Here is a 16,607-nt window from a genome sequence, read left to right on the forward strand (position 1 = left end):
TAGGAGAGCTGCCATCATGAATTCTTCCCCGCACATGGCAGGACGATTGTCGCGCCGCGCCGCGCTCGCCGGCTTCGCCGCGCTCGGCGCGACCTGTCTCATGCCGCTTGCGCCTGCCACGGCGGCGGCCGCGGCCAGCCCCGAAGCGCAGAAAATCGCCAATCATTTCACCCAGATCCGCACCATGATGGGCGAGTTCGTGCAATTCGGTCCGCGCGGCGAACAGACCGGCGGCAAATTCTACATCGAACGGCCCGGCAAGATCCGCTTCAATTACGAGGCCCCGGCCGGCGTACAGGTGATCGCCGACGGCAAGTCGGTCGTCATCAACAACAAGAAGCTGAAGACGTGGGATCTCTACCCGCTGTCGAAGACGCCGCTGAAGCTGCTGCTCGACGACAGCATCGATCTGTCGGCCGAAAAGGTCAGCCAGGTCAGCCAGGAAAAGGACCTGACCACGATCAGGCTGCAGGACCGCTCGGTTTTCGGCGACGCCACCATCACCATGATGTTCGACCCCGAATCCTACGAATTGCGACAGTGGACCATCACCGATTCGCAGGGCAAGGACACGACGGTGATGATCTTCAACGTCAAGCAGGGCGTGACCTTCGATCCGAGCGTGTTCGCGATCGATTATCAGTATATCTCCCGGCACGGCGCGCGCGGTCGCGGACCAACGCGGTAGCCCGTTCGCCCTGCGCCCGCAATCAGCGCCCGTTGCCTGCCGCGGCCGCGTCGTTCCGTTGGCGCCCCCTTCCCCGCCAATCGCCTGTGGATGAAGCCCATCAGCCGGCTCCGGCGCCGGCCTGCGCTTGCCACCACCGCCCGCGGCTGGCAGTTTCGCGCCCTCACGCCAGCCGGAACCGACCATGCCCTTCACCCTCGCCACCTGGAACATCAATTCCGTTCGCCTGCGCCTGCCGCTGGTGGAGCAGTTCTTGAAGGACTACGCGCCCGACGTCCTGTGTCTGCAGGAAACGAAATGTCCCGACGACCTGTTTCCGGCCGCCGCCTTCGAGGCGCTCGGCTACGGCCACATCGCGATCAGCGGCCAGAAGGGCTATCATGGCGTCGCCACGCTATCGCGGCGTCCGCTCGACATCGTCGAAAAACGCGATTTCTGCGGCATGGGCGACCGGCGACATGTTTCGACACGGCTTTCGGCCGGCGGCCGGTCGCTGCTGCTGCACAATTTCTACGTCCCGGCCGGCGGCGACGAGCCCGACCCCGAGATCAACCCGAAATTCCGCCACAAGCTCGATTTCATCGAGGAAATGCGCTCGGTGCGCGCCGGTTTCGACGGCGAATCGGCTGCGATCCTGGTCGGCGACCTGAACATCGCGCCGCTCGAGACCGATGTCTGGTCGCACAAGCAGCTTCTTAAAGTCGTCAGCCACACTCCGATCGAGACCGAAGGGCTGGAATCGATGCGCACCGAAGGCGGCTGGGTCGACCTGATGCGCGCCCATATCCCGCCGCATGAGCGGCTTTACACGTGGTGGAGCTATCGCAACCGCGACTGGGCCGCCTCCGATCGCGGCCGCAGGCTCGACCATGTGTGGACCTCGCCGAACCTCGTCGACGACATGCGTGAGGTGGAGGTTCTGCGCGACGCCCGCGGCTGGGAACGCCCGTCCGACCACGTCCCGGTCATCACGCGTTTCGGGTTCGACTGAAGCGTTTCCAGGCGAAGTGGAAGCCGGTTCGCCGTTCGCAAACGCGTTAAAACAAGAAGGTGGAGCCGGTCTGCGAATCCGTGAAAAGCAGAGCGGCTCTGGTAAAGTCCGGCAAACCCGCCTCGATCGTGGGCGCGGTCCGCTCCCGCGACGGGCATCGCCCCATCGACATCGCTAGGAAAACTTCGGCGCCAGGCGCTCGATCCGTTCCAGCATGCCGGTGAGATCGGCCGACAGCCGCCGGTGCAGCTTGGCGGCCGCGTCGGGATATTCGACCAGGATGCGCTGGAAAAGGCTCCGATTGAGCCGCATCAGTTCGACTTCGGTCTCGGCCAGCGCCCCGGTCAGCCGGTATCCGCTGGAAATCAACGCCAGTTCGCCCATCACCGAGCCCGGCCCCAGCCGGCCGACAATCGCACGCTCGCCCTCGCGCTCGCGAAAAAGCGCGACCGTGCCCTCGACCACGACGAAGGCGCAGTCGGCCGCCGCCCCTTCGCGATAGATCTCTTTGCCGGCGGGCCGGCGCAGGCGCTCCGTCCCGAACGCGAGAAGACGAAGCTGGTCCTGCGTGAATTCGCGAAATATGCCCACGCCGGCGAGAATGCCGATATCGTCGTCAAGCGCCATGAAGGTGTCCCGGCCTTCCAGCCCGGCCCAACCGGTGCCTTTCGACTCAGGGGACGAGCTTGTAACCCCCGCTTTCTGTCACAAGAATTTCCGCATTGGAAGGATCACGCTCGATCTTCTGGCGCAAGCGGTAGACGTGGGTCTCGAGCGTATGGGTGGTGACGCCGGAATTGTAGCCCCACACTTCCTCCAGAAGCACGTCGCGCGTGATCACCTTCTGGCCGGCCCGGTAGAGATATTTGATGATCGAGGCTTCCTTCTCGGTCAGCCGCACCTTGCCGCCGCGCTGGTCGATCAAAAGCTTCTGACTCGGCTTGAACGTATAGGGTCCGACGACGAAGGTGGCGTCCTCGCTCTGCTCGTGCTGGCGCAACTGCGCTCGCAGCCGTGCCAGCAGAACGGCGAAGCGGAACGGCTTGGTCACGTAATCGTTGGCGCCCGCCTCCAGGCCCAAAATCGTGTCGGAATCGGTATCGTGGCCGGTCAGCATGATGATCGGCGCCTTGAAGCCGCCCTTGCGCAGCAATTTCACCGCCTCGCGCCCATCCATGTCCGGCAGTCCGACATCCATGATCAAAAGATCGATCAGCCCGCCGCGCGCGGTCTGGATGCCCTTGCCGGCCGTGGGTTCCTGGATGACCCTGAATTCCTCGTAGAGCGACAGCTGCTCGACCAGCGTGGTGCGCAGATCGTCATCGTCGTCGACAATCAATATGGTGCGTGAAGTCATGTTTCGTTCCATAAGCAATCGTGAAAGGGTCGATGATTCCACATCTATGGGGCACGCGCGAATCGTGAAAGACGCTCACCGTGATTTGTAAAGCCGCGTCATCATACTCCAAAAATCGTGAGCGCAATGCGGCAGGCGGCAATTCCGGTCCGCCGCGGCTGGTGGTGCGGGCGCGGCCCGGACGCCCGACGCAAGGCCTGCTGCAGTGCGGGCACCATGTATTTTGCTGCGCACTCGGCCGCGCCGGCATCACAACGCGCAAGCGCGAAGGCGACGGCGCCACGCCGCGCGGCCGGCTCACGCTGCTATGGGGCTATCGACGCGCCGACCGGGGCCGCGTCGACCCCACGCGCCTGCCGCTGCGGCCGACCCCGCCCCGGCTCGGCTGGTGCGACGCGCCCGGCGACCGCAACTACAACCGTCCGGTGCACCTCCCCTACCCGGCCAGCCACGAGACCATGCGTCGCGCCGACCATCTCTACGATGTCGTGATCGTGCTCGACTGGAACATGCGCCCCGCCGTGCGGGGACGCGGCAGCGCGATCTTCCTGCATCTGGCGCGGCCTGGCTATACGCCGACCGAGGGCTGCGTGGCCGTCTCGCGCCGTACGATGCTGCGGCTCCTGCCGATCCTGCGGCGCGGTTCGGTGATCGAGGTCGTCGGCTGACTCAGACACCCCACCAGCCGATAATCCCGCCCATGATCAGCGCCACGCCAAGCCAGTGGCCGGCATCGATCAGCGTCAGGTCCCAGCCAAACCCCTGATAGCGCTGGTTGACGGCGGTGATTGTCGCCATGAAGCCGAGCCAGAGGAAGAAACCCGAGACGACGCCGTTCCACAGCGTTACCTGGCCGGCGCCGAGATGGCCGATCACGCCGGCCATCACCCAGGCCATCACCAGTTCGCACCCGAAACTGGTCGCGAACAGCATCGGCTCCATACGGGCGTCTTCCGGCTTGATTTTCGCCGCCTTCATCCAGGGCTTGCCGAGCCCGCCATAATAGACGGCGCCGAACAGGAAAGCCGCGACCGCGGCGACCGGCACCGCCAGATAGTTCACGCCTCCGAAATCCATGCCACCCCCTCTTGCACGCGAAAAAGCCCCGGTCGCATAGAACGCCGCTGCTGAGAGTTCGTCAATCGAACCGCCACACCGTGGTGTGCTTGACCTCCGCGTCCTCCAGCGCCCGCGTCACCGGCACCTGGTAGGTAGCGATTTCCGTGAGCAGTGCGCGCGGCAGATAGGATCGGCCGGGATCGCCGACTAGCACGAGCGCACCGCGCGCCGAAAGACGGCCGAGCCAGCCCGAAAGTCGCTCGGCGAGCGCGCGATCGTAAAAGACGTCGCCGGCGAGCACGACCTGCCAGCCTTCGTCATGGCCGATCAGATCGCGGCCGTCGAAGGCGATCTCGACATCGTTCGCCGTGGCGTTGAGCGCCACCGCTGCTGGGCAGAACGGATCGGTATCGGCCGCGATCACCGTGGCCGCTCCCGCCTTGCGCGCGGCGATCGCGACCAGGCCGGATCCGGTCGCGAAATCCAAGACCGTCTTACCGGCGACGATCTCTGGATGGTCGAGGATATGGCGCGCCAGCCCCTGTCCGCCCGCCCAGGCAAACGCCCAGAAGGGCGGCGGCAGTCCGATCGCCTCCAGTTCCGCCTCGGTCCTGAGCCACAACGCATGTGCCTCGTCGGCGAGATGCAACACGATCTCGGGCACGTGCGGCGGCGCGATCAACCCGGTATTGGCCGTGACGAAGGCGCTGGCCTCGCCCGACGAAAGCGTCTTTGCGGACGTGCCGACCACCGGCAGGACGTCAGGTCGACGCGGGATCGAGCCCGCCCATGCGGCAGATTTCGGCCCATTCCTCGTCGCGGACCGGTTGCACGGACAGCCGCGAGTTCTTCACCAGCACCATCTCTGCCAGAGCCGGATTGGCCTTGATGTCGGTGAGGCTGACCGGCTTCGGCATGTCGCGCACCGCGCGGATATCGACGCATTCCCAGCGCGGATCGTCTGAGGTGCTGTCTGGATGGGCGGGCGCGCTCACCTCCACGATCCCGACGATCTCCAGCCCCTCCTGAGAGTGGTAGAAAAAACCCTTATCGCCGACCGTCATCGCCCGCATATTGTTGCGGGCCTGGTAGTTGCGCACGCCGTCCCATTGCTCGCCCGCCTTGCCCTTGGCCTTCTGCTTGTCCCACGACCAGGTCGAGGGTTCCGATTTGAACAGCCAATATGCCATCTAGGCCTCCTGCGGCGGGTTGAAGACCCAGTTCCAGGCCTTGACCTCGACGGCCGCAAACAAGCCGGCACGCGCGTAGGGATCGGCCTCGGCGATCAGCTCTGCCGCCGCCCGGTCAGCCGCCTCCACGACCACCAGGCTGCCGGTCGGCTTGCCGGTGTCGTCGAGAAACGGGCCGGCAAATTTCAGCGTACCGCCGGCGTTCAGCCCCTCCAGATAGGTGACATGATCAGGCCTCGTATCCAGCCGCACCTGGAGATGGTCGGGCTTGTCGGTGCAAATCAGGGCAAACAGCATCGGTCCTCCACTTGCCTGTCGGGTCAGACTTCGCTTTTCAGCGGCCGCGACAGCAGCGCCGTCATGGCTTCGCGCACGGTGATCGCGCGGTCAAGCAAAAGCGCGACATTTCTGGTGATCGGCGCGTCGATACCGCCTTCGCGCGCGAGACGGTCGGCGATCGCGGCCGTGGCCACGCCTTCCGCCAGCGGCAGGCCGTCGAGCGGGTCGCCGCGCCCCAGCGCCAGCCCATAGGTGAAGTTGCGCGACTTGCCGGATCCACAGGTGAGGAAGAGATCGCCGAAACCCGAAAGCCCCATCAGCGTTTCGCTGCGGGCGCCGAAAAACCCGGCGATGCGCCGTAATTCCACGAACCCACGCGTGACCGTGGCCGCCTGCGCGCTCGCGCCCAGCCCGGCACCGGCCACCGCGCCAGCCGCGATCGCCATCACGTTTTTCAGCGCTCCGCCCGCTTCGACGCCTGCAAGATCGTCGCTGGAATAGCACCGCAGCGCCGGTGTCGACAAAAGCGTCGACAGGACGCCGGCAAGTTCCGCGTCATCGGCTGCGATCGTCACCGCCGTCGGCAGGCCGGCCGCGACATCGACGGCGAAGCTCGGACCCGACAGCGCCGCGATCGGATTCCGCGGCAGGTTGCGCGCCGCGACGGCCGACAAAAGCGTGCCGGAAGCCGCGTCGATCCCCTTTGCGCACAACACGACCGGAACGCCCGGGACCAGCACTTGGGCAAGCATGCGGCTCACCGGCGCCATCGTTTGCGCCGGCGTTACCAGGAGCACCGAAGCCGCGCCGGCGACCGCATCGGCCAGATCGGCGGTGGCGCGAATACGCCGGTCGAGCGTGATATCGGACAGGAAACGCGGGTTGCGGCGCGCGCCGTTGATGGTTTCCACGGTTGCCGGATCGCGCGCCCAAAGCCGGACCTCATGACCGGCGAGCGCCTCGGCCTGGGCAAGCGCCGTGCCCCATGCGCCGCCGCCGAGCACGGCGATCGCGGCCGCCTTCGCCTCGGGCGCGCTCACGCTTTGGCCCCCCGCTTGCCGGCCCCGATCAGCGGGGCGGCGGACATGTCGAGCGGCCAGCGCGAGCGGGGCGCCTGGATCATCGCATCGTCCTGCGGCGGCAATCCTGCCCGCAGGCGCTCAATGCCCGCCCAGGCGATCATCGCCGCGTTGTCGGTGCACAACTCGGCCGGCGGCGCCAGAAATCCGAACCCGTGATCGCGACACAGCCTTTCCAGCGCGGCGCGGATCGCCCGGTTGGCGGCCACCCCGCCGGCCACCACCAGCACCGGCGCCGCCAGGTCGGCAAAATCGGCGCGAAAACGCAAAAGGCTGCGCGCAACGCGGTCCTCCAGCGTCTCCACGATCGCGCTTTGGAAGGAGGCGGCGATGTCGGCGATGTCCTGCCGGCTCAGCGGTGCGATCGCGCCAGCCGCCTGGCGCACGGCCGTCTTCAGCCCGGAGAAGGAAAAATCGAGCCGCGCCTCGCCTTTGAGCGGGCGCGGCAGATCGAAGCGGGCGGGATCGCCGCCTGCGGCGACACGTTCCACGCTCGGTCCGCCCGGATAGGGCAGGCCCAACAGCTTCGCCGTCTTGTCGAACGCCTCGCCGAGCGCGTCGTCGATGGTCGAGGCCCATCGCTCGTAGGATCCCGGCCCCTTGACCAGCACGATCTGGGTGTGGCCGCCCGAAACCAGCAACATTAGATAGGGAAAGGCGACCGGCGCCATCAGCCGCGCCGACAGCGCATGCCCCTCCAGATGGTTGATGGCGATCAGCGGCTTGCTTGTCGCAGCCGCCAGCGCCTTGGCCGTCATCAGCCCGACCAGAAGCCCGCCGATCAGGCCAGGTCCGGCGGTCACCGCGATCGCGTCGACGTCCGACAGGCGCGTATCAGCTTCGGCAAGCGCCGCCGCAACAACACCGTCTAGTCCCTCGACATGGGCGCGCGCCGCGATCTCGGGCACCACGCCGCCGAACGCGGCATGTTCGGCGATCTGGCTGAGTACGACGTTCGAGCAAATCCGGGGCGGCCGCCCCGGCTGCGATTCCACCACCGCCGCCGCCGTTTCGTCGCAACTTGTCTCGATGCCGAGAACGCGAATGTCGGCGTGATCGGGCCGCATGATTGCCGTATGGTCCTTTCCTCGGGTAGGAAGGCCGCCAATCACAACCCTCCGTCACGGGCGGGGGTTAGCACGGACTTTGAGACATGCAAACTGGCCAGATCAGGATCGGAACTCGGGGAAGCGCGCTCGCCTTGGCGCAGGCGCGCGAGACACGCGCCCGGCTGATGGCCGCGCACGGCCTTCCCGAGGACGCCTTCGCCATCGAGGTGATCACCACCAGCGGCGACCGCATCCAGGATCGGCCGTTGTCGGAAGCCGGCGGCAAGGGGCTGTTCACCAAGGAAATCGAGCAAGCGCTGCTGAACGGCGCCATCGATCTGGCCGTGCATTCGTCCAAGGACATGCCCACCCTGCTGCCCGATGGCCTGATTCTCGGCGCGTTCCTGGAACGCGAGGATGTGCGCGATGCCCTGATCGGCGGCACCGCGCCGACCCTCGAAGCGTTGAGCGACGGCGCGACGGTCGGCTCGTCCTCGCTGCGGCGCCAGGCGCTGATCCGCAGGTTGCGGCCCGACATTTCCGTCGTGATGTTTCGCGGCAACGTCCAGACCCGGCTGAAGAAACTCGCCGACGGCCAGGTCGACGCCACCCTGCTCGCCTATGCCGGCCTGCGCCGGCTCGGCATGGCCGATATCGTCACCGAGCTGTTGCCGGTCGACAGGTTTCCGCCCGCACCGGGTCAGGGCGCAATCTGCATAGAACACCGTCAGGACGACCGGCGCATCGAGGCCCTGCTGCAGCCGATCCATCATCAGGAAACCGGCCAGGCGCTCACCTGCGAACGCGCTTTCCTGGCCGCGCTCGACGGTTCCTGCCGCACACCGATCGCCGGTCACGCCGTGATCGAAGCCGGCGCGGTGCGGTTTCACGGGCTCATTCTGACGCCGGACGGCACCGAAGCCCACGAGGTTTCCGGCGCCGGTCCGCTCGCGCGGGCTGCCGATATCGGTCGCGACGCCGGCGAACGGGTGCGCGCCCGCGCCGGCACGCGCTTTTTCGAAAGCTGGAGCTGACCCAATGGCCCGCGTGCTGGTGACGCGGCCCGAGCCGGACGCAAGCACGACTGCCGCCACCCTTCGTCGGCGCGGCCATGTGCCGCTCGTCCTGCCGCTGAGCGCGGTTGGCGGGATCGAGGCCGACTGGCCCCAGGCCGACACTGTCGACGTGGTCGCCGTGACCAGCGCCAACGCGTTGCGCCACGCATCCCCGGCCCGGCTCGAAGCGCTGCTCGACCTGCCGTGCCATTGCGTCGGCGAACGCACGGCCGCGGCCGCGCGCCGGGCCGGGTTTTCGCATGTCGACACCGCCAACGGCTACGGGCAAAACATGGCCCGGCGCATGGCCGCGCGATACGTATCCGGCACGCGGGTGCTTTATCTGTGCGGCCGGGTCCGCCATGGCGCCTTCGAACAGGGGCTCGCCGCCGCCGGCCTGGAATGCACGCCCGTGGAGACCTATGAGACGGTTTTTCCGGCACCCGACACGGCCGCTGTGCAAAGAGTCTGCGCCGACGGCCCACCCGACGTCGCGCTCGCCTATTCCGCGCGCGGCGCCGATACGCTCGCCGCCCTGGCGGAACGGCCCGGGATAGCGCCTTTGTTGAGCGCCATGCGGGTGGCGTGCCTGTCGCCGGCGGTAGCCGAGCGGCTGGCCGGCAAAGGCGCCTGGCCGATCCTCGTCAGCCCCACGCCCGAGGAAGCGAGCCTGCTGGACCTGCTGGACAGCCTGCCCTAGGTCCGATCGACGCAAAAGGACTACACAAGGTCATGCTGCACGTGCGAATGTAGCGGATGATCACGGTCAACCCGACCGGAAACGCAAAGCTTGCGGAGCAAGGAATGGTGAAACCGCCCAAAATCCGGCATTCGAAGGGGCGTCGCGATCCCGTGACAATCGACCTGGAGCCGGACGACGTGAAGCGCGACGGCCAGGGCGCGGCCAAGGACACCAAGGCCGGTGCGACGGCGTCAGCCGGAAAAACCGCCGCCGACAAAACCGGCAACGACGCCGCGTCGAAGGGCGCCGCGACGCCCGTGGGGAGCGAAAGCGCCAAAACCGCCGATGACAAGACCGCCCCTCTCAAGCCCGACGACGCCAGCAAGAGCGCCGCACAGGAAAAGACGGCCGCCAAAAGCGGCGAGGGCGTAACGCGCGACTCTAAATCCATCACGCCCGACAAGGGCGCAGCCGGTGCCACGTCCGCCGGCAAGACCGACGAGGCACGCGCGTTCGGCCGCGACGGCACCGCCACGGCGAAACCGGCATCGAACGGCGATGCGAAGCCCCCGCCATCGAAATCCGGCGAGAAATCGAAAGGGCGCGGCAGCCTGTCCCTGATCGCCGCCGGGCTGATCGGCGGTGTGGTCGTCCTCGCCGGCGCCGGCGGCCTGCAATATGCCGGCTTGCTGCCGGCACCGGGCGCGGCCCAGCCCGAAGATGGCGGCCTCGACACGATCCGCGCCGAGCTCGCAGCCTTGCGGGAAAAGGTCGAAGCCGGCACCGGGCAAGATCAGGGCGCGTCCGCCGAAGCGGTCGCAGCGGCCGAAGCGCGGATCGATGAGCTTTCCGGACGGTTGCAGACACTTGGCGAACAGGTCGCCACCATCCAGTCCTCGATCGCCGCAGGCGGCGCCGGCGAGGAGGCCGCCCTGCAGACGCTCGACACGCGGCTGAAGGCGCTGGAGGAAACCGTGGCCGGCTTGGCGCAAGGGGCCGGCACGGACCAACCGCCGCAACTCGATGCGCTGAACGATCGGATCGCGGCCCTCGATGCCGCATTGGCGAAAGCGAACGAGGCCGTGGCCAGCGCGGCGGCGGGCGGAGTCGCGAACGCCGAAAAGCTCGCCGCCATCGAAACCGAGATCGCGGCGCTAGCGGAACAGGTCGACGCGCAGGCGGCCAACCCGAAGATCGCGCTGGCGATCGCCGCTGCCGGGCTCAAATCGGCCATCGACCGCGGCGTGCCGTTCATGACCGAATTGGAAACCTACGCCGCCATCGCCCCCGACACACCCGAAATCGCCGCGCTGCGCGCGCTGGCCGCCACCGGCGTGCCGACGCGCGCCCAGATCGAGCGGGAACTGGGCGACGCCGCCAATCGCATGGTCGCGGCCGCCGCGCCGGCCGATGCCGATGCGGGGTTTTTCGAGCGGCTTCTGGCGAGCCTGCAATCGCTGGTCAAGGTACGGCCGATCGGCGAGGTTGAAGGCGAGGGCGCCGGCCCGACGGTCGCGCGCCTGGAAAGCGCGATCCGTGCCGGCGACTATGAAAAGGCGCTCGCCGAATTCGCCACCCTGCCCGATCCGGTCAAGGCCGCGGGCGCGGACTTCATCGCCAAGGTCGAAGCGCGGCAGACCGCCGACACCTTGGTCGAAAAGGCGCTGTCGGGCGCGCTCAGGGCCTGAGCGGAGGCATAGTCGATGATCCGTATTCTCCTCTTCCTGCTCGTCGTCTTCGCGCTCGGCCTCGGCTTCTCGTGGCTGGCCGAGCGTCCCGGCGAGCTTGTGGTGACATTCGCCGGTTATCAATATGAAGTCTCGCTGATGGTCGCCGCGATCATCGTCACCGCGCTGGTGGCCGCGGTGATGATCCTGTGGTGGCTCCTGAAGGCAATCTGGACCAGCCCGCAGACGGTGGCGCGCTATTTTCGCGTCCGGCGCCGCGACCGCGGCTATCAGGCCCTGTCGACCGGCATGATCGCCGCCGGCGCGGGCGATGCCGGGCTGGCGCGCACGAAGAAGCGCGAGGCGATGAAACTGATCAGCGCCGACCAGGAGCCGCTGATACACCTGCTCGACGCCCAGGCCTCGCTGCTGGAAGGCAATCACGAGGATGCGCGCCGCAAGTTCGAGGCCATGCTGGACGATCCCGAGATGCGCATACTCGGTTTGCGCGGGCTTTATCTGGAGGCGCAGCGGCTCGGCGACCGGGAGGCCGCGAAGCATTATGCCGGCCGCGCGGCCGAGATCGCTCCGCAGCTCGGCTGGGCTTCCAATGCCGCGCTCGAGGCGCGCACGGCGGCCGGCGACTGGGACGGCGCGCTGGGGATCCTGGAAGCGCGCCGGTCGACGAAGCAGATCGAGGCCGACGAGGCCAAGCGTAAACGCGCCGTGCTTTTGACCGCCAAGGCAATGGACGTGCTCGACCGCGACCCGCTCGCGGCCAAGAACGCCGCCCTCGAGGCCAACCGGCTCGCGCCCGACCTGGTGCCGGCGGCCGTCATCGCCGCCAAGGCGCTGTTTCGCCAGGACGATCTGCGCAAGGGCTCCAAGGTGCTGGAAACCGCTTGGCGCAAAACCGCCCATCCCGACATCGCCGCGACCTATGTCTACGCCCGACACGGCGATTCGGTCATGGACCGGCTCGTGCGGGCCAAGAAACTGCGTTCACAGCGCCAGAACAATGCCGAATCCTCTCTGACCGTCGCCCGCGCCGCCCTGGAGGCGGGCGAACTCGACCTCGCCCGAGAGACGGCCGAGGAAGCCATGCGCATCGAACCGCGCGAGGCCGTGTTCCTGCTGCTCGCCGATATCGAGGAAGCCCAGACCGGCGACGAGGGCCGTATTCGCCAATGGCTGGCGCGCGCGGTGCGTGCGCCGCGCGATCCCGCCTGGGTGGCCGACGGGGTGGTCTCGGAACGCTGGGCGCCGGTTTCGCCGGTCACCGGAAAGCTCGACATGTTCGAATGGCGGCCGCCGGTGGAAAAGACCTCCGACCTGCTGGAACAGGAAAGACAGGCCGAAGACGAGCTACGCAAGCCTTTGTTGACCGCCCCGGTCGCGCCGGCGCCGGTCGCGGAACCAGAAAACGCCGCCGCCGGGAATGGCGAGGCGATCGAGGAGGCTGAGCTGGTGGCCGCGACACCGGCAAGCGAAGCGCCGCCACGGGCCGACAAGACCGACAACGAGGCCGACGAAACCGCGAAAGCCGACCCGTCCGAAGTAGCACCCGCGCCGCCCCCGCCGCACGCCGCCGCCAATGACGACGCCTGGTCGCAGGAACCCGACGGCGACGGCAGGCCGCAGCCCGACGACCCCGGCGTCGATCCCGAGGACGCCGACGAGGATGCGCGCTCGAAGCGGTTCAAGCTGTTTTGACCGTGCCCGATCGAAACGTCTCGACCGCCGTCGCGGCAAGGCCGCCACGTCTTTTGGCCCCGCATCGCGGACGCCTGCGCCAAGCGGGAGCTGCGGTCGGCCGGGCCGGCGCGGCTTGTGCCGCACCCACCCTGTTCGCGAACCGGAGATTTATATGTTCGACCGGCTGATTTCATTTCTGCAGCAATTGCCCGGTGCGACCGCGGACGAGACCGATGCGGATCGCGACGATCCGCGTATGGCCGCGACCGCGCTCCTCATTCACCTGATGGATGCCGACGGGGTGCGTCTCGATGCCGAACGCGCCAAGCTCTCCGAGGCGCTGAACCGGGCCTACGGCCTCACCGGTCGCGACCGCGACGCCTTCATCGCCCGTGCGGAAAAGGTCGAGCGCGAATCGGTCGACCTCTACGCCTTCACCAGCGTCTTGAAACGCAATCTGGACGAACAGGCCCGCATCGAATTCATCGGCATCATGTGGGAGATGGTGTTCGCCGACGGCGAACTCAGCGAACTGGAGGACAATATCGTCTGGCGCGTCGCCGAGCTGATCGGCGTCGAGCGCCGTGACCGGATCGCGATGCGCCAGCGCGCCGATCCGCAAAAATCCGTGGATCAGGCCGACAATGACTGACGGCACGGCGCGACACCGGCGCACGGACGCGGACAGGCCAAGAATCCTGATCGTGATGCATCAGGAAATGTCGAGCCCGGGCCGTGTCGGCCACCTGCTTCTGGAAGCCGGTTTCGAGCTCGACGAGCGCCGTCCTCCGCTTGGCGATCCGCTGCCCGAAACGCTCGCCGATCATGCCGGCGCGGTGATATTCGGCGGACCGATGAGCGCCAACGATACCGACGAGTTCGTGCGCCGCGAGACCGAGTGGCTGAAAGTGCCGCTGAAGGAGAACAAGCCGTTTCTCGGCATCTGTCTCGGGGCGCAGATGCTGGTCAACCATCTCGGCGGTCGGGTCGAGGGCCACCAGGCGGGACTGGTCGAGATCGGCTGGTATCCGCTGCAGCCCACCGAGGCCGGCCGCGAACTGATGGCGTGGCCGGAGATGGTCTATCAGTTTCACCGCGAGGGGTTTTCGCTGCCGCGCGACGCGACCCTGCTGGCGACGGCCGAAACCTACCCCAACCAGGCCTTTCGCTATGGCGAAAACGCCTGGGGCGTCCAGTTCCACGCCGAACTGACCCGCATCATGATGCAGCGCTGGGTGGTGCGCGGCGCGCATCGGTTTTCCCTGCCCGGTGCCCAGCAGGGCCGCGACCATCTCGGCGGCCGGCTGATCTGGGACATGCATCTCAAGCGTTGGCTGATCGAGTTCCTTGATCTGATCTTCCACAGTCCACGACTCCATCCCAACGATCGGCTCGACTGAAGCGCGGCACCGTCCCGATGGACCTGATGCCCACCACGGCACCCCGCGCGCCGGCGGAAACCTGATCGATCATTGCGGATTCGGGAAAAATTCGCCGCTGGTGGAGCTGAGGGGAATCGAACCCCTGACCTCGTCATTGCGAACGACGCGCTCTCCCATCTGAGCTACAGCCCCGTCCAGCGGATGGCGGCATTTACTGGCCATGGACCGGCGCTGTCAAGCAGCACGAGGGGCGGGCTTGCCCGATCGCGCCGGCATCGCGGAAAAGGCCTTGCCCCGCGCCACACCATCGGCGGACTTGCCGCCGGGCCGGTCAATGGCTACATCTCGCGAAACCGATTGGAGACCGGCATGCTCGCGCTTATCCAGACCATCGTGCTCGCCATCGACATCTACTGGTGGCTGATCATCGCGTCGGCGATCTTTTCCTGGCTGTTCGCCTTCAACGTGATCAACGGGCGCAACCAGTTCGTCGCGACCATCGGCGATTTCCTCTACCGGGTCACCGAACCCGCGCTGCGACCGATCCGACGCGTCATGCCCGATCTCGGCGGCATCGACATTTCGCCGATCATCCTGCTTCTGGCGCTGTTTTTCCTGCGCCAGTTCATCCTCACCACCATAGCACCGGCGCTGATCTAACCCGGTGGCCCCGGACTTTTTCCGCGCGAGCGGCGAAACGATCGAGCTTGTTGTCCGGCTGACGCCGCGCGGCGGCATGGATGCGCTCGACGGTATCGGCCGCGACGACGCCGGCCGCGCTTTCCTGAAGGCGCGCGTCCGTGCCGTGCCGGAAAAGGGTGCCGCCAACGCGGCGCTGGAAAGACTGCTCGCCAAACGGCTCGGTGTCGCGCCCAGCCGCATCGACATCGTCGCAGGCGCGACCGCGCGGCTGAAGACCGTGCGTATCGCCGGAGCTGGCGCCGACCTGCTTGACGCGCTGCGCGCCCTCGGCTGAGCGTCGGGGCACGGCTTGGCGAAAGCCGGTTTTGCTTCCGCGGCAATATGTTTAGATTGCTTCACCACAGGCGGAGGAACCAAGAATGCGCCTACCCGCAAGCCCCCTATTATTGCCGGCGGTCGCCAGCGCGGCCTTGGCGATCGCCTCGCAGGCCGGCGCGCAGGACATAACCAGCGCCTATACCGACCTTGCCGCCGACAAGACCTGCACGACCTACGCCGCCGCCGATCCGAACGAAGGCGGCGACTGGGCCAATCTGGTCTGCGACGGTTATCGCGGCTACCCGGTTTTCCTGTTTTACGGCGACGCGCGCGAATCGCTGTTTTACGGTTTTCCGCCGGCCGGCGACCTGGCGCCGGTCTGGGAAAGTTTTGGCCCCTTCAATTCCACCGGGCCGAAGATCGAATGGCGGCTGGAGCGCAAGGGCGAACGCACCGTGCCGTTCGCCACCATTCATCGCTGGTTTGTCAGCGATCCCTATGACGAGACCCAGAACATCGAGGTGCTGGTGGTCGAGAAGGTCGGCCAGCCGCATGAGCGCGACGGCTGCGCCGTGGGTTACGTCGTGGCGAGCGGCAATCCAAATGCCAACGAAAAGGCGCGCACCATCGCCGACATGCAGGCGCGGGAGTTCGCCTGCGGCGCCGACCAGCCGGTTATCGACCAGGGCAGCGTCCCGGTACCGCCCTTCCGCCGGGCGGAGAACTGAGCGGTCGCAGGAGACGAGTTTATAGCGTTTCCAGGCGGAGTGGAAGCCGGTTCGCCGCTCAAAAACGCGTTAAAACAATAAGTTAGAGCCGGTCTGCGAATCCGTGAAAAGCAGAACGGCTCTAGACTTTTTGCGAACGGTCAACCGCGCGCCCGCTCGATCGCTTCCATGATCATCTTCTTGGCGAATGCCGCATCGTGCCAGCCGCCGATCTTGACCCATTTGCCGGGTTCCAGATCCTTGTAGTGCTCGAAGAAATGCTCGACCTGCTTCAGCGTGATGTCCGGCAGGTCGGTATAGTCGGTCACGTCTTCGTAACGGCGCGTCAGGTGCGGCGAAGGCACCGCGATCACCTTTTCGTCGAGGCCGGCATTGTCTTCCATGATCAGGACGCCGATCGGGCGCACATTGATCAGGCAGCCGGGGATGAGCTGGCGCGTGTTGCAAACCAAGACGTCGATCGGGTCGCCGTCGCCCGACAGCGTATGCGGCACGAAGCCGTAATTGCCCGGATAGGTCATTGGCGTGTAGAGGAATCGGTCGACGACGAGCGTGCCGGCCTCCTTGTCGAGCTCGTATTTGATCGGCTGGCCGCCGACGGGGACCTCGATCACGACATTCACGTCGTCGGGTGGGTTGTTTCCAATCGAGATGGCATCGATACGCATAAGGCGGCTCCTTCAAGTCGCCGATGCGCATAAACACTTGTGCACTGCAACACAAGCCGCCCGGTCGACGAAACGGCC

At 66.8% G+C, this 16,607-nt stretch carries 21 protein-coding genes and 1 tRNA gene; 12 read left to right on the plus strand and 10 right to left on the minus strand.

What is annotated here, in order from left to right:
- Positions 1–100 precede the first annotated feature (100 nt).
- A complete protein-coding gene (locus tag C7T96_RS05485; RefSeq protein WP_245414086.1) occupies positions 101–688 on the plus strand; it encodes an outer membrane lipoprotein carrier protein LolA in 588 nt (195 codons plus the stop codon).
- Positions 689–872: 184 nt separating this feature from the next.
- Positions 873–1,679, plus strand: a complete 807-nt coding sequence (locus C7T96_RS05490) for an exodeoxyribonuclease III (protein WP_106570178.1) — start codon at positions 873–875, stop codon at positions 1,677–1,679.
- Positions 1,680–1,853: 174 nt separating this feature from the next.
- On the opposite strand, the gene C7T96_RS05495 is transcribed toward C7T96_RS05490, so the two are convergent.
- Together C7T96_RS05495 and C7T96_RS05500 are read right to left on the minus strand one after the other, a co-directional pair.
- A complete protein-coding gene (locus C7T96_RS05495; protein WP_106570179.1) occupies positions 1,854–2,306 on the minus strand; it encodes a cyclic nucleotide-binding domain-containing protein in 453 nt (150 codons plus the stop codon).
- Between the two features lie 46 nt (positions 2,307–2,352).
- Positions 2,353–3,036 carry a response regulator transcription factor gene (locus tag C7T96_RS05500; RefSeq protein WP_106570180.1) on the minus strand — a complete coding sequence of 228 codons (684 nt, stop codon included), beginning with the start codon at positions 3,034–3,036 and terminating at the stop codon, positions 2,353–2,355.
- Positions 3,037–3,116: 80 nt separating this feature from the next.
- Between C7T96_RS05500 and C7T96_RS05505 the strand changes: the two genes are divergently transcribed.
- On the plus strand, positions 3,117–3,704 hold the full coding sequence (locus tag C7T96_RS05505; protein WP_106570181.1) for a L,D-transpeptidase family protein: 588 nt from the start codon (positions 3,117–3,119) through the stop codon (positions 3,702–3,704).
- Between the two features lies 1 nt (position 3,705).
- On the opposite strand, the gene C7T96_RS05510 is transcribed toward C7T96_RS05505, so the two are convergent.
- The 6 genes from C7T96_RS05510 to tsaD form a co-directional block, all read right to left on the minus strand.
- Positions 3,706–4,113: a DUF1761 domain-containing protein gene (locus tag C7T96_RS05510; RefSeq protein WP_106570182.1), complete on the minus strand. Its 408-nt coding sequence runs from the start codon at positions 4,111–4,113 to the stop codon at positions 3,706–3,708.
- Positions 4,114–4,174: 61 nt separating this feature from the next.
- The gene (locus tag C7T96_RS05515) at positions 4,175–4,846 is read right to left on the minus strand and encodes a methyltransferase (protein ID WP_106570183.1); all 672 of its coding nucleotides are present in this window, start codon (positions 4,844–4,846) and stop codon (positions 4,175–4,177) included.
- A gap of 10 nt (positions 4,847–4,856) precedes the next feature.
- Entirely contained in the window at positions 4,857–5,285 is a 429-nt protein-coding gene (locus C7T96_RS05520) for an EVE domain-containing protein (RefSeq protein WP_106570184.1), read from the minus strand.
- Complete coding sequence (locus tag C7T96_RS05525) at positions 5,286–5,582, minus strand: YciI-like protein (RefSeq protein ID WP_106570185.1); 297 nt, start codon at positions 5,580–5,582, stop codon at positions 5,286–5,288.
- A gap of 23 nt (positions 5,583–5,605) precedes the next feature.
- Entirely contained in the window at positions 5,606–6,604 is a 999-nt protein-coding gene (locus C7T96_RS05530) for an NAD(P)H-dependent glycerol-3-phosphate dehydrogenase (protein ID WP_106570186.1), read from the minus strand.
- The gene (gene tsaD, locus C7T96_RS05535; protein WP_199190427.1) at positions 6,601–7,689 is read right to left on the minus strand and encodes a tRNA (adenosine(37)-N6)-threonylcarbamoyltransferase complex transferase subunit TsaD; all 1,089 of its coding nucleotides are present in this window, start codon (positions 7,687–7,689) and stop codon (positions 6,601–6,603) included. The genes C7T96_RS05530 and tsaD overlap by 4 nt, the downstream gene beginning before the upstream one ends.
- A gap of 107 nt (positions 7,690–7,796) precedes the next feature.
- On the opposite strand from tsaD, the gene hemC reads away from it, so the two are divergent.
- The 6 genes from hemC to C7T96_RS05565 all read left to right on the plus strand — a co-directional run bounded on the left by hemC (position 7,797) and on the right by C7T96_RS05565 (position 14,191).
- The gene (gene hemC / locus C7T96_RS05540; protein WP_106570188.1) at positions 7,797–8,726 is read left to right on the plus strand and encodes a hydroxymethylbilane synthase; all 930 of its coding nucleotides are present in this window, start codon (positions 7,797–7,799) and stop codon (positions 8,724–8,726) included.
- Positions 8,727–8,730: 4 nt separating this feature from the next.
- The gene (locus tag C7T96_RS05545; RefSeq protein ID WP_106570189.1) at positions 8,731–9,447 is read left to right on the plus strand and encodes a uroporphyrinogen-III synthase; all 717 of its coding nucleotides are present in this window, start codon (positions 8,731–8,733) and stop codon (positions 9,445–9,447) included.
- Between the two features lie 104 nt (positions 9,448–9,551).
- Positions 9,552–11,117 (plus strand): phage tail protein, encoded by a 1,566-nt coding sequence (locus C7T96_RS05550; RefSeq protein ID WP_146149143.1) that lies wholly within the window; start codon positions 9,552–9,554, stop codon positions 11,115–11,117.
- Between the two features lie 15 nt (positions 11,118–11,132).
- Positions 11,133–12,809 (plus strand): heme biosynthesis protein HemY, encoded by a 1,677-nt coding sequence (locus tag C7T96_RS05555; protein ID WP_106570191.1) that lies wholly within the window; start codon positions 11,133–11,135, stop codon positions 12,807–12,809.
- Between the two features lie 154 nt (positions 12,810–12,963).
- The gene (locus C7T96_RS05560; protein ID WP_106570192.1) at positions 12,964–13,443 is read left to right on the plus strand and encodes a TerB family tellurite resistance protein; all 480 of its coding nucleotides are present in this window, start codon (positions 12,964–12,966) and stop codon (positions 13,441–13,443) included.
- A complete protein-coding gene (locus C7T96_RS05565) occupies positions 13,436–14,191 on the plus strand; it encodes a glutamine amidotransferase (protein ID WP_106570193.1) in 756 nt (251 codons plus the stop codon). Before C7T96_RS05560 ends, C7T96_RS05565 begins: the two co-directional genes overlap by 8 nt.
- Positions 14,192–14,289: 98 nt before the next feature.
- Here the strand turns inward: C7T96_RS05565 and C7T96_RS05570 are convergent.
- A tRNA-Ala gene (locus C7T96_RS05570) sits at positions 14,290–14,365 on the minus strand.
- A 177-nt stretch (positions 14,366–14,542) separates the two neighbouring features.
- Here C7T96_RS05570 and C7T96_RS05575 point away from each other — a divergent pair.
- The 3 genes from C7T96_RS05575 to C7T96_RS05585 all read left to right on the plus strand — a co-directional run bounded on the left by C7T96_RS05575 (position 14,543) and on the right by C7T96_RS05585 (position 15,861).
- Complete coding sequence (locus C7T96_RS05575) at positions 14,543–14,833, plus strand: YggT family protein (RefSeq protein WP_106570508.1); 291 nt, start codon at positions 14,543–14,545, stop codon at positions 14,831–14,833.
- A gap of 4 nt (positions 14,834–14,837) precedes the next feature.
- A complete protein-coding gene (locus tag C7T96_RS05580) occupies positions 14,838–15,149 on the plus strand; it encodes a DUF167 family protein (RefSeq protein ID WP_106570194.1) in 312 nt (103 codons plus the stop codon).
- Between the two features lie 85 nt (positions 15,150–15,234).
- Positions 15,235–15,861 carry a hypothetical protein gene (locus C7T96_RS05585; RefSeq protein ID WP_106570195.1) on the plus strand — a complete coding sequence of 209 codons (627 nt, stop codon included), beginning with the start codon at positions 15,235–15,237 and terminating at the stop codon, positions 15,859–15,861.
- Positions 15,862–16,001: 140 nt separating this feature from the next.
- Here C7T96_RS05585 and ppa read toward each other — a convergent pair whose 3' ends face one another.
- Positions 16,002–16,529 carry an inorganic diphosphatase gene (gene ppa, locus C7T96_RS05590; RefSeq protein ID WP_106570196.1) on the minus strand — a complete coding sequence of 176 codons (528 nt, stop codon included), beginning with the start codon at positions 16,527–16,529 and terminating at the stop codon, positions 16,002–16,004.
- Between the last annotated feature and the right edge of the window lie 78 nt (positions 16,530–16,607).

Source organism: Nitratireductor sp. StC3, from assembly GCF_003015025.1.
GTDB classification, from domain to species: domain Bacteria; phylum Pseudomonadota; class Alphaproteobacteria; order Rhizobiales; family Rhizobiaceae; genus Mangrovimarina; species Mangrovimarina alexandrii.